This is a genomic window from Modestobacter excelsi (assembly GCF_005930495.1).
Classification (GTDB): domain Bacteria; phylum Actinomycetota; class Actinomycetes; order Mycobacteriales; family Geodermatophilaceae; genus Modestobacter; species Modestobacter excelsi.
In genome coordinates, this window is record NZ_SJEX01000117.1 from 1 (window position 1) to 12,646 (window position 12,646).

The 12,646-nt window shown below is 76.1% G+C and carries 7 protein-coding genes and 1 pseudogene; 1 reads left to right on the forward strand and 7 read right to left on the reverse strand.

The features are described 5' to 3' along the window. Window positions 1-47 precede the first annotated feature (47 nt). From FHL80_RS23840 to FHL80_RS23850, 3 genes are all read right to left on the reverse strand, one after another. Complete coding sequence (locus FHL80_RS23840) at window positions 48-1,361, reverse strand: M16 family metallopeptidase (protein WP_216871008.1); 1,314 nt, start codon at window positions 1,359-1,361, stop codon at window positions 48-50. 172 nt (window positions 1,362-1,533) lie between these two features. Beyond that, complete coding sequence (locus tag FHL80_RS23845; protein WP_138735816.1) at window positions 1,534-2,460, reverse strand: DUF2510 domain-containing protein; 927 nt, start codon at window positions 2,458-2,460, stop codon at window positions 1,534-1,536. Window positions 2,461-2,479: 19 nt separating this feature from the next. Next, a complete protein-coding gene (locus FHL80_RS23850) occupies window positions 2,480-3,901 on the reverse strand; it encodes a M20/M25/M40 family metallo-hydrolase (RefSeq protein ID WP_138735817.1) in 1,422 nt (473 codons plus the stop codon). A 73-nt stretch (window positions 3,902-3,974) separates the two neighbouring features. Between FHL80_RS23850 and FHL80_RS23855 the strand changes: the two genes are divergently transcribed. Beyond that, window positions 3,975-4,856, forward strand: a complete 882-nt coding sequence (locus FHL80_RS23855; RefSeq protein ID WP_138735818.1) for an alpha/beta fold hydrolase — start codon at window positions 3,975-3,977, stop codon at window positions 4,854-4,856. Window positions 4,857-4,952: 96 nt separating this feature from the next. On the opposite strand, the gene FHL80_RS23860 is transcribed toward FHL80_RS23855, so the two are convergent. The 4 genes and pseudogenes from FHL80_RS23860 to FHL80_RS25870 form a co-directional block, all read right to left on the reverse strand. Continuing rightward, window positions 4,953-8,279 carry an ATP-dependent helicase gene (locus tag FHL80_RS23860; RefSeq protein ID WP_138735819.1) on the reverse strand — a complete coding sequence of 1,109 codons (3,327 nt, stop codon included), beginning with the start codon at window positions 8,277-8,279 and terminating at the stop codon, window positions 4,953-4,955. Then, window positions 8,276-11,464 carry an ATP-dependent helicase gene (locus tag FHL80_RS23865; protein ID WP_246078923.1) on the reverse strand — a complete coding sequence of 1,063 codons (3,189 nt, stop codon included), beginning with the start codon at window positions 11,462-11,464 and terminating at the stop codon, window positions 8,276-8,278. The genes FHL80_RS23860 and FHL80_RS23865 overlap by 4 nt, the downstream gene beginning before the upstream one ends. Before the next feature lie 139 nt (window positions 11,465-11,603). Continuing rightward, window positions 11,604-11,924 carry an MGMT family protein gene (locus FHL80_RS23870; protein WP_138735820.1) on the reverse strand — a complete coding sequence of 107 codons (321 nt, stop codon included), beginning with the start codon at window positions 11,922-11,924 and terminating at the stop codon, window positions 11,604-11,606. A 17-nt stretch (window positions 11,925-11,941) separates the two neighbouring features. Further along, window positions 11,942-12,646 (reverse strand): annotated as a pseudogene (locus FHL80_RS25870) (hypothetical protein); the annotation flags it as partial.

Here is a 12,646-nt window from a genome sequence, read left to right on the forward strand (position 1 = left end):
GGGCTCGCCCAGGGGCGGGATCAACGACAGGTCGAGCACGGGCGCACTCATCGGGCTGCTCCTCCGGTCGCGCGCAGTTCCAGGACGGCGGCGGTGTCCGGCGAGAGGCCGCGGGCCGCTGCCTGCACCTGGTCGGGGGTCACCGCGGCCAGCCGGGCGGCCAGTTCGCCGGCCAGCTCGGCCCGGCCGTGGACCAGCTCGGCGGAGGCGAAGCCCAGGGTGCGGCCGAGCACCGAGTCGGCCTGCTGCAGCAGCTGGGCCTCGGTCCGGGCCGTCACCCGGGCCAGCTCCTCGGCCGGCACACCGTCGGTGGCCACCTTCTCGATCTCCTCGTGCACCGCGGCGAGGACCCGGTCGACCGGGACGTCGGCGGGGTGGTGCACCTGGCTGACCAGCAAGGTCGCGTCGCGGACGTCGAAGGGGTCGCCGAACAGGCCGAGGTAGCTGCTCTGCGCGACCGCCAGCCGGTCGGTGTGCAGCAGGCGGCGCTCCAGGCGGGAGGCGTCGCCCTCGCTGAGCAGCTCGGTGAGCACCACGGTGCCGAGGTAGGTGTCCAGGTCGCCGACCGGGTCGGGCACCCGCCAGCCGATCGCCACCGCGGGCGCGGGGGCGAGCCGGTCCTCGACGACGCCGCGGCGGGCGCTGGTCGGCGAGGGCTCCCCCACCACGGGCGCGGGCGGGGCCGGGCGGAACGGGACGGGGTCGAACCAGCGGCGCACCAGCTGCTCGGTCTCGGTGACGTCCAGGTCACCGCCGATGCACAGCACGGCGTTGCTCGGCGCGTAGTAGCGGGAGAAGAAGTCCGCGGCGTCCTCGACCGTGGAGGACTCGAGGTCGACGAAGGAGCCGTAGCCGTCGTGGGTGTTGGCGAAGCTCTCGAACGCGATCGGCGGCAGCTGCAGCCACGGGAAGGCGCCGTAGGGCCGGTTGAGCACGTTGACCCGGATCTCCTCCTTCACCACGTCGATCTGGTTGCGGAGGTTCTCCTCGGTGATCGCCGGGGCCGCCATCCGGTCGGCCTCGAGGAAGATGGCGCGCTCCAGCGCCTCGGCGGGCAGCGCCTGGAAGTAGTTGGTGTAGTCCTGGTGCGTCGAGCCGTTGAACGTCCCGCCGGCGGCCTGCACGAGCCGCGCGTGCTCCATCTTCGGCACGTGGGCGGAGCCCTGGAACATCATGTGCTCGAAGAGGTGGGCGAACCCGGTGCGGCCCGGGGGCTCGGACCGCATGCCGACGTCGTAGAAGACGCTGACGGCGACGACGGGGACACTCCGGTCCGGCGCGAGCACGACCCGCAGCCCGTTGTCGAGCGTGAACCGCTCCACCGGGTGCCGCAGGGTCAGGTCGGCCCCAGCTGCTGTCACACCGCCGACCCTATACATCGCGATCCTGCCGGATCGCCCCGCGGCCAGGAGCCGTGCCCCCGCTGCGCTGAGCCGTTGCCGCTCCTCCTCGCGAAACCCTCCGGGCCCCACTCGTCGGACCGACCTCGCTCTCGCTCGGGAGTCCGTACCGGCACCCGACCCCCTTGCCCACTCACAGCACGTCGACGTCGCCGAGCACCCGGTCGATCGCCCCGTACAGCTCCGCGTGGGTGTTCGGGATCGACAGGTACAGCAACGCCGGGGCCGGCCTGCCGACGTCGATCAGCAGCAGTGCCGCACGCTCGCCGGTGGAGTCGTAGCCGGCCACGTCCCAGCTGAGGTCGAACTCGTACACCCAGGCGGCCGCGCCGTCGACGGTGACCGCCTCGTCCCGGCGGACCTCGCGCTCGTTCGGGGCCGGGTAGTGCAGTTGCCGGACCGCGTCGGCGACGGCCTCGGTGGTGCCCTGCAGGTCCCCTGCCCTGTTCCCGCCGAAGCCGTCGGCCAGCGGACCCGAGGTGCACTGGGCGATGAAGACGTCGACCCCGTCGGGCAGGTCGTCCTGCGTGACGAAGTACTGGCCGGCCGTCTCGGTCGTCTCCAGCTGGGCGCCGCGGTCCCACTCGAACCAGCCGTCGCCGAGGAACGGGTAGGAGATGCCGGCGACCTCGTCGATGATCCGCACGGTGCCCGGCGGGAAGGTGCTGCTCGGCTGGGCTGTCGGGCCGGCCACCGGGGGGGCGTCGTCGGCGGAGGACCCGCCGCCCAGCTGCACCCCCACCAGGACCAGCAGCAGGACGACGGCCAGCACGCCCAGCCCGATGAGCAGCGGCCGGCGCCGGGACCGGCGGGACCCCGCCGGTCCCCAGGTGCCGTTGTCCCGCGTCCCCCACGCCTCCCAGGCCGAGGGCGGGAGCAGCTCGCGGGCGGCGGGCGCCTCGAACGACCGGCCGACGCTCACCCCGGGGCCCGCGGGGGTGGTGACGTCGGACCACCCGGCGCCGTTCCACCACCGCACCGTGCCCGGGGTGCCGTCCGGGTCGGGGTACCAGCCGGGCGCGGGTGCATCCGGCTGGCCGGTCGCTGCGCCCCCGCTCATCCCCCCACCCCCGCCGGTGTCAGCGCGTGCGGAGCTCGACCGTGGCCAGCTCACGCCACAGGTGCGCGGCGGCCTCGGCGCCGCGGTGCAGCATCGGCAGCAGCACCCGCTCGTTCGGCGAGTGGATCCGGTCGGTGGGGAGCCCGGCGCCGAGGAACACCAGCGGCGCGTCCAGCTGCTCGACCAGGTCGGCCTCGGGGCCGCTGCCGCCCTCCTTCATGAACAGCACCGAGCCCGGCTCGCTGTCCCATGCCCGGGCGATCGACCGCAGCAGCGCGTCCATGTACGGCGAGTCCAGGTCGCTGGCGCAGGGGGCGACACCGCCCGCGGGCACGTGCACGTCGGCCTCGATGCCCTCGGGCAGGTTGGCCTCGACCCAGGAACGGACCATCGGGCCGATGTCCTCGGGCCGCTGGTCGGCGACCAGCCGGAAGGTGATCTTGGCGTGCGACTCGGCCGGGATGATCGTCTTGTGCCCGGGCCCCTGGTAGCCACCCCACATGCCGTTGACCTCGGCGGTCGGGCGGGCGCCGATCCGCTCCTGGGTCGAGAAGCCGGCCTCGCCGGTGGTGGTGCGGGAGGCGGCCGGACCGGCCAGCCACTCCCGCTCGTCGAAGGGCACCCGGCCCATGAGCTCGCGCTCCCGGTCGGACAGCGGCCGGACCGCGTCGTAGAAGCCGGGCAGGGTGACCCGGCCCTGGTCGTCGTGGAGGCTGGCGACGAGCTCGGCCAGGGCGTGCAGCGGGTTGGGGACGGCGCCGCCGAAGGAACCCGAGTGCAGGTCGACGGCCGGTCCACGCAGGGTGATCTCGGCGTCGGCCAGGCCGCGCATCGACGTCACGGCGCTGGGCAGGTGCGAAGCGGCCATGCCGGTGTCGCTGACCACGACGACGTCGCAGTCGAGACGAGCGCGCCGCTCGCGGAGCAGGTCGGCGAAGTACGGGGAACCGGACTCCTCCTCGCCCTCGATGACCAGCTTGACGGTGACCGCGGGGGTGTCCCGGCCGGTGGCGGCCAGGTGTGCGCGGATGCCCAGCAGGTGGAAGGCGACGTTGCCCTTGTCGTCGATGGCGCCGCGGGCGTGCAGCTCGGGACCGTCGGGGCCCTCGACGACCGTGGGCTCGAACGGTGGGTGCTCCCACAGCTCGACCGGGTCCACCGGCTGCACGTCGTGGTGCCCGTAGACGAGCGCAACCGGCGCACCCTCGTCGGCGGAGGGCCACTCGGCGTACACGGCGGGCGCACCGGCGGTGGGCCAGATCTCCACGGTCGGGAACCCGGTGCGGCGCAGCGCGCCGGCCAGCCACTCGGCGCTGGCGGCCACGTCGGCGGCGTGCGCCGGGTCGGCCGAGACCGACGGGATGCGCAGCCAGGCGTCCAGGTCGGCGTGCAGGTCGTCGAGGTGGGCGGTGACGAAGTCGCGTTCGGCGCTGCTGCTCACGGGGGCGACCGTATCCCGCACCACCGGTGCGGCCGTCGCGGGCTGTGGACGACGACGGGGCTAGGTTGCCTGCATGGCCGTGGGGATGCTGCAGGTGGACGTCGGCGACCTGACCTTCGACGTGCGGACCGACGGCCCGGAGGACGGCCCGCCGGTGCTGCTCCTGCACGGCTTCCCCGAGACCTCGCTGAGCTGGTCGGCGGTGACGCCGCTGCTGGCCGAGGCGGGGCTGCGCACCTACGCACCCGACCAGCTCGGCTACTCCCCCGGCGCGCGGCCGGACGAGGTCGACGCCTATGCGCTGCCCGCGCTGGTGCAGGTGACGGCGGACCTGATGACCGCCCTGGACGTCCCGGTCGCCGACGTCGTCGGGCACGACTGGGGCGCCAACGTGGCCTGGGGCCTGGCCGCCTGGCACCCGGACCGGGTCCGCACGCTGACCGCGGTCTCGGTGCCGCACCCGACCGCGTACACGATGGCCTTCCGCGCGGATCCGGAGCAGAAGGAGCGCTCGGCCTACATCAAGCTGTTCTGGCAGGCCGGCAAGGCCGAGGAGGTGCTGCTGGAGGACGGCGGCCGGCGGCTGCGCCGGATGCTGGACGCCCCCGGGGTGCCCGCGGAGGCGGTCGACGTCTACGTGGACCAGCTGTCGGCACCGGGCGCGCTGACCGCGGCGCTGAACTGGTACCGGGCGATGAGCTCAGCGACGCCGGTGGACCCGGTCGACGTGCCGACGACCTACGTGTGGAGCGACGGCGACGTCGCGGTGGGCCGGACGGCGGCCGAGGCGTGTGCCGACCAGGTTCGTGGCGACTACCGCTTCGTCGAGCTGCCCGGGATCACCCACTGGGTCCCCGAGCAGGCCCCCGAGCAGCTGGCCCGGGCGGTGCTGGACCGGGTCGCCCGCGGCCCGCTGCTGCGCCCTGCCGCCGGGACCCACGCCCCACCCAGCTGAAGGAGGACCTCCCTGCCCGTCACCGTTCGCGAGCTCGCAGCGGGGCCCTGCAGGGAGGCCGTCGCGCACACCGTTCGCGAGGGAGCGGGCAGGAGCTCATCCCGCGCCGGTGACCAGGGCCAGCAGGCCCGCTTCGTCCAGCAGGTCGACCGGGCGCAGGGTCACCCCGGCGCCGACGTGGTGGAAGCCCGCACTGACCCGCTCCACCGGCGCGCCGGTCAGCCGGGACCAGCCGATCCGGTAGGCGGCCAGCTGGACGGCGGCGGCGGCGAGCTCCGCCGGGCTGGGCACCGGGCCGGTCTTCCAGTCGATGACCTCGTAGCCGCCGTCGGGGGTCGCGTAGACGGCGTCGATCCGCCCGCGGAGGGTCAGCGGACCCAACGGCGTCTCGAACGGCGCCTCCACGTCGACCGGCTGCCGGTCCGCCCACTCGCTGCGCAGGAACGCCTGCTGCAGGGACTCCAGCGCCGCGTCCGGTGCCGCGCCGGCGTCCCCGCTGCCCGGCAGCTCGTCGAGGTCGATGAGCCGTGAGGTGCCGAACCGCTCCTCCAGCCAGGCGTGGAACTTGGTGCCCCGGCGGGCCAGCGGCGCGGGTGCGGCGGGCATCGGCCGGCGGAGCCGGCGGGCCAGCTCGGCGGGGTCCCGGCGCAGCGCGACGAGCGAGGACACCGACAGGTGCGCGGGCAGCGGCACGTCGACGACGCCGCGGGAGTGCTCGGCCCGCTCGCGCAGCAGCAGGTCGGCGTCCCGCAGCCAGTCGGTGACCAGCGGGTCGTCGGTGGCGCCGAGGGCGTCGGCGGTGAGCGGGTGCGGCTCGGTGGCGGCAAGCAGCTCGGCGGCCGCGGTGAGCGAGCGACGGCGGCCGGAGGAGAGCGGGTCGATCGGCCAGCTGCCGACCGGCCACTCCGCCAGCGCCGGGTTCTCCGCGTCCTCCTCCGGTGGCAGGGCCCACGCGTCGACGACGCCGGCCCCGGCCTCGCAGGCGGCGTGCACCGCCAGCAGCAGGGACGACGGTCCGCAGGCGGTCTTGCCGTCGCGCCACCAGCTGCCTGAGCAGAGCAGCAGGTGCTTGGCGCGGGTGACCGCCACGTACCCGAGCCGCACCTCCTCGGCGAGACCGAAGTCCTTCCACTCGGCGACGTAGTCGTCCAGCGCGTCCCGGACGGCGGCCTGGTCGCCGGAGCCGGGCACCGGCAGGTGCAGCCGGGGCAGCTCCGCGCGGTCGGTCGCGCGCAGGTCGACCGGGACGGCGCCGGGGTCGCGGATCCAGGAGTCCGAGGCGTCGCCCTTGGCGGGGAACTGACCGACGGTCATGCCCGGCACGGCCACCACGTCCCACTCCAGGCCCTTCGCCGAGTGGCCGGTGAGCAGCTGGACCGCCTCGGGGTTGACCGCCACCTCGCCGGGCTCCAGGCCGCGCTCACGCACCTCGGCGTCGGCGAGGTAGCCGAGGAAGGCCGGAAGGGACGGCAGCTCGGCCAGCTCGGCGAACTCGGCGGCCACCTCGTGCAGCGCGTCGAGGTGGGTGCGCGCGCCACCGGGGGTCGCGTCCGGGTGGCTGGCCAGCTCGGTCTCCAGGCCCAGGGTGCGCACCACCTCGTCGACCAGGTCCGGCAGCGGCTCCCCCAGCCGGGAACGCAGGGCGGAGAGCTCGTTGGCCAGCCGCCGCAGCCGGCGGTGGCCCTCCGCCGAGTACGCCTCCGGGCGCCCCAGGTCGTCGAGCGCCTCGATGATGCTGCCGCGCTCGCGCGGCGGGGTCGGGCCCGCCGGCGCACCGGCCTCCGGCGGGGTGGCGTCGTCGACCGGCGCGGGCGTGCTCCGTTCCCGGACCAGCGCCCGGGACCGCGACTCGAGCGCGGCCAGGTCGCGGGGCCCCAGCCGCCACCGTGCGCCGGTGAGCAGCCGGCCGAGCGCGTCACCGGCGCTGGGGTCGACCAGCACCCGCAGGGTGGCGACGACGTCGGACACCTCGGGCACGTCGAGCAGCCCACCGAGGCCGACGACCTCGACCGGCAGACCGCGGGCGCGCAGGGCGGCGGCGATGCCGGGCAGCTGCGCCCGGCGCCGGGCGAGCACCGCGATGGTGGGCCGCTTCGCGCCGTCGCCGGCGCCCTTCCAGGCCTGCTCCAGCCGGTCGGCCAGCGCCTCGGTCTCCTCCGCGACCGTCTCGTACAACCCGCAGCGCACGGCACCATTGCCGGCCACCGGCGAGGGCTGCAGGTCGGGCAGCGGCTGCTCGGGCTCGGGCAGGTCGGCGGCCACCGCGTTGGCGACGGCGAGCACGGCACGGTCGTTGCGCCAGCTCGTGGAGAGGGTGAGCCGCTCCGCCGGGCGCTCGGGCGTGCCGGGGAAGGTGCGGTCGAAGCGCTCGATGGTGCCGGCGGAGGCGCCGCGCCAGCCGTAGATGGACTGCCGCGGGTCGCCGACGGCGAGCACCGGGTGCCCACCGGGACCACCGAAGAGCGCCTCGAGCATCCGCAGCTGACCGACGCTGGTGTCCTGGTACTCGTCGAGCAGCACCACCCGCCAGCGGGCCCGCTCGCGGCGACCCACCTCGGCCGAGGTGACCGCGACCCGCGCGGCCAGGGAGACCTGGTCGGCGTAGTCGATGGCGCCGGCCGCGCGCTTGCGGGCCTCGAACGCCTCCACCATGGGCAGCAGGGCCACCCGGGCCCGCTGCCGGACCAGCATCCTCAGGACCTCGGCGTACGGGCCCTTCTTCTTGCCCGCGTCCGGGTAGCCGCGCAGCTGGGCCTCGAACCGCGCCGTCCACGCACGCAGCGCCGCCGGGGTGATGTCGTGCTCACCGAGCTCGGCGGCGAGCTGCAGCACGTCCTCGGTGGTGGTGACCAGCCCGAGCGCGACGTCGCTCATGTCGCCGGTGTGCGCGGCCACGGCGGTGGCCGCCTGGCCCCAGCACATCGCCGGGCCCAGCACGCCGGAGCCGGGTTCGACCCCGATCCGCAGACCGTGCTCGGCGACGATGCTGGCCGCGTAGCCGTGGTAGGTCGCCACGGTGGGGGCCGCCACGGCCAGGCGCTCGCGCAGGGCGGGGTCGGTGTCGGGATGGGCGGCCAGCGCGCCGAGCCGCAGGCGCACCCGGGCGTTGAGCTCGCTGGCGGCCTTGCGGGTGAAGGTCAGCCCGAGGACGGCCTCGGGGGCGACGAGCTGGTTGGCCACCAGCCAGGCGACCCGGGCGGCCATCGTCTCGGTCTTGCCCGACCCGGCACCGGCCACCACGACCAGCGGTCGGTCGACGGGTGCCGCGACCACACCGGCCTGCTCCGACGAGGGCGCGTGGCCGACGCCGCTGCGGGCCGCGACCTCGGCCGGCGTGAGCAGCCGCGGCGGCTCGGGCGGCACGACCGGCACCATGCCGGGGAGGTCGAAGGAGAGCTGGTCGGGAACCGCGCGGGGCGTCATCGGGTCACCTGCCGGCCGGACTCCTGCATCGGGCAGCTCCTGCGGAAGGCGCACCGCTCGCAGTCGGTGTCGGTGCGGACGGCGAACTCCCCGGCTCCCATCCCCTCACCGACCTCGGCGATCAGCTCGCCGGCCCAGGTCTCGCGGGGGTCGACGTCACTGGGCAGCGGTGCCTGCACGTGCTCCTTGGCGGCCTTCTGCGAGCCGCCGACCTGCAGCAGCGCCGCACCGCCGGTGGTCCGGCCGTGGTCGGCGAAGGCGCCCTCGGCGACCGCCAGCTGGTAGGCGGCGAGCTGGCCGTGCTCCTCGACGGTGCGCGGCGGGGTCTTGCCGGTCTTGAGGTCCACGACCACCAGCCGCCCCTCGCGGTCCCGCTCCAGCCGGTCGACCTGGCCGCGCAGCCGGGCGCGGCCGACGACGACGTCGAAGTCCTCCTCCGCGGCGACGAGCTGGCGTTCGGCGCGGGAGTGCCAGGCGAGGAACTTGGTCAGCATCTCCTGGGCCCGCTCCCGCTGTCGCTGGTCGAACCACCCGGGCCCGAGGTCCAGACCGTCGAGCTCGGCGTCGAGGACCGTGGCCGCGTCGGCCGGCGGCAGGCCCTCGGCGACCTGCTGGGCGACGTCGTGCACCGCCGACCCGACCGTACGGGTGGCCTCCGGAGCCGCCTCCGCACCGACCGCGCCCAGCACCCACCGCAGCGGGCAGCGCTGGAAGGTGTCGATCGCAGAGGGCCGGACCGGCACCACCTCGGCCGGGTCCACCAGCGGCGCGTCGTCGGACAGCGGCGCCAGCCCCCACCAGCTGGAGGGGTCCGCGCCCGGCACCCGCTCCTGGGCGAGCCGGCGGAGCACCGCTGCGGCGCTGGACCGGCGTGCCGGGTCGGTGTGCGGGTCGGTGAGGTGGCGGCGCAGTTCGGCGACGAGCGCGGGCAGCGTGAGCTGCCGGGGCAGCGGCGTGTGCGGCCGGACGCCGTCGGTCTCGACCGGCGGCGGGACGACCAGGTCGAGGAACCGGGACGCGGTGGCCCCCGCGTCCCCGCCCTCCAGCGCACCGTCGACGGCGGAGACCAGCAGCCGACTGCGGGCCCGGGTGCAGGCGACGTAGAACAGCCGCCGCTCCTCGGCGAGCGCGAGCGTGCGCCGGTCCAGGGTGGCCGGGTCGGTGCCGCCGGCGGCGTCCACGAGGTCCTCGGCACCCAACAGGCTGGCCCGGCTGCGCAGGTCGGGCCAGACCCCCTCCTGGACGCCGGCGACGCAGACGAGGTCCCACTCCAGGCCCTTCGCCGCGTGCGCGGTGAGCAGCCGCACCGACTCGCCCGTCGGTGCGCGGGCCGCGCCGCTGTCACCGGGGAGGACCTGCGCGCGGAGGTGCTCGACGAAGGCGGCCACGCCGGCGAGCGGGAGCCGGTCGACGAAGCCGGCCGCGGCGTCGAACAGCGCGACGACGGCGTCGAGGTCACGGTCGGCGACCGCACCGGGCGGCCCACCCGCCGCGCTCGCCCGCGCCCACCGGTTGGCCAGCCCGCTGGCCTGCCACATCGTCCACAGCACGTCCTCGGCGCTGCCGTCGGCGGCCAGCGCCAACCGCCCGGCCGACAGCACCCGGGCCACCCGCGACGCCGGCCGGGCCAGGTGCTCGGGCAGCGCGTCGAGCAGCGTCGCGTCGGCCAGCACGGTCGCCAGCGGTGCGTTCCGCACCGCGGCGTCCTCACCGCGGGCGGCCATCGCCCGGCGGGCGGCCCGGCGCAGCCGGCGCAGGTCGAGCACGGTGGCGCCGCCCAGCGGGGAGGCCAGCAACGCCTCGGCGCCGGGCTCGTCGAGCCCCGCCTCGGCCTCCGACGCGGCAGGGTCCGGCTCGGTGGTCACCGTGGACCCGGCCGGGGCACCGGCGTGCCGCGGCGGCAGCAGCGCGCCGAGCGCGGCCAGCAGCGGCTGCACGGCGGGCTGACCGGCCAGCGCGATGTCGTCCGCGGACACCGCCACCGGCACCCCGGCCTGGGTGAGCGCCCGGCGGACGGGCCCGAGACCGGTGGTCGCGGACCGGACCACCACCGCCATCTGCGACCACGGGACGCCGTCGAGGAGGTGGGCCCGGCGCATGGTGTCGGCGATGAAGGCTGCCTCCATCGCCGGTGCGTCGAAGACGTGCACCTCCGCCGAGCCCGGCTCGATCCCCTCGCCGGGCACCAGCCGGCGGTGCTCCCACGGTCCGGGGAGCCCCTCGGCGACCCGGCGGCTCACCGACAGCAGCTGGGCGCCGGACCGGCGGCACACCCCGAGGGACAGCCGGTCGGCGGGACGGCCGTCGCGGTGCCGGAACCGGGTCGGGAACTCGATGATCCCGCGCGGCTCGGCGCCCCGGAAGGCGTAGATCGCCTGGTCGGGGTCGCCGACGACGACCAGATCCCCTCCGCCGCCGGCCAGCAGCTCGACCAGCTCCACCTGCGCGGGGTCGGTGTCCTGGTACTCGTCGACGAACAGCCAGCTGGCCCGGTCACGCTCCGCGCGGAGCAGCTCCGGGTCCGCCCGCAGCTCGTCGATGGCGGTGCGCACCAGCTCGGCGGGGTCGTAGCCGCTCGCGCCGCCTCGGGCGACCGTGGCGAAGTAGGAGACGTCCTGGTACTGGCGGAGGAAGTCGGCGGCCGCCACCCAGTGCGGCAGGTGGCGCTCACGGCCCCACGCGGCGAGCCGCTCGGCGTCGATCCCCCGCTCGGTGGCGCGGAGCAGCAGGTCGCGCAGCTCGTCGCGGAAGCCGGGCATGGCCAGCGCCTCGGTCAGCTCCTCCGGCCAGCGGACCACGCCCTCGAGGTCGGCGTCACCCCGCAGCAGGTCGGCGACCACGGCGTCCTGCTCGGCGGAGGTGAGCAGCCGCGGGGTGGGCTCGCCGCGCAGGACGGCGGCACGGCGGAGCACCCCGTAGGCGTAGGAGTGGAAGGTGCGGGCGACGGGTTCGCGGATGGTGCGGGCGACCCGGGCGGTGATCCGGGTGCGGAGCTCCGCGGCGGCCTTGCGGCTGAAGGTGAGCACCAGCAGGCGCTCCGGGTCGGCGCCCGCCTCGATCCTGGTGGCCACGGCCTCGACGATCGTCGTCGTCTTGCCGGTGCCCGGGCCGGCCAGCACGAGCAGCGGGCCACTGCGGTGGTCGACGACCGCCTGCTGGGTGGGGTCCAACCGGGGCCGGGCCACCGGGGCAGGCTCCGGCTGCACCAGCCGGTAGACCGGTGCCTGCTGGCTCGCCGTGGCGATCGCTGTCCCGCTCGTCGTCTCCCCCCGCACCCCTCGATGAGACCACGGGGGTACGACGGTTCCGGTCAGGCCGGGTTCCTCACGGGTCCTCGTCGGGCCAGCCGACCGCGGCGAGGTCGACCCGTGAGCCGCGCAGCGGCACGCCCTCGCCGGCCAGCAGCTCCAGCTGCCGTACCCGCACCGGCTCCGCGGCCGTGCCGTCGGCCCGCAGGACACGGTGCCAGGGCACGGCGGCGCCCCCGGCGGACAGCGCGCGGGCGACCCGTCGGGGGCCGACGCCGACCAGCCGGCCGATCGCGCCGTAGGTGCTCACCCGGCCCGGTGGGATCGTCTCGACGACGTCGAAGACGGCCTCGTCGACGTCGGCCGCGGAGCGGTCGGCCGGGCCTGGCGCGCGCACCTCGGGGGCTCCGCCGGTCAGCCCTGGTACTCGCTGTTGGCGGTCCACCAGTCGTACAGCGCGCTGACCTCGGTCTGGGTGGTGCCCAGTGCCCGGACCACGCCCTCGGTGAGGTACTGGTCGTCGGTCCAGGCGACCACGACGTAGCCGTCGGTGGCGATCTGGCAGGCGACCTGCCCGCCGCGCTGACCGCCGGAGTAGGTCCACTCGCCGTAGCCGGTGCCCGTCGAGCAGTCGTCCTCGACGGCGAACTCGGCCAGGCCCTCCTCGGTGACGTCGGCGGAGAACACCGAGTCCAGCGTGTCCTGGTCCGGGTAGCGGTAGAACGCCGCCTCCGGCCCCGGCTGGGTGAGTGCCGCGCCGCAGTCCGCGGCCGCCACGTCCCCGTCCCCGGCGAGCGGGGCGTCGGCGCAGTCGTCGAAGTCGACGGGGAGCTGCGCGACGAAGCCGGCCACGTCGGCCCCACCCGACGGCGCCGCGGTGAACCCACCCGAGGGCGCCGGGATGGCGGTGCTGGGCGACGGACCCGGCGACGAGCTGGCCGTCGTGGACGGTGCGCCGGAGCCGCCGGGAGCACCCCAGTCGGGACCGCCCGGCCCTCCTGGCGCACCGGCGTAGGGCGGCTGGCCGGGCACGCCGAAGGCGCCGACCCGGGTGGGATGCTCGCCGTAGCCGGGACCGGCGGGCGGGTTCCAGGGACCGGGCGGCGGGCCGTACCCACC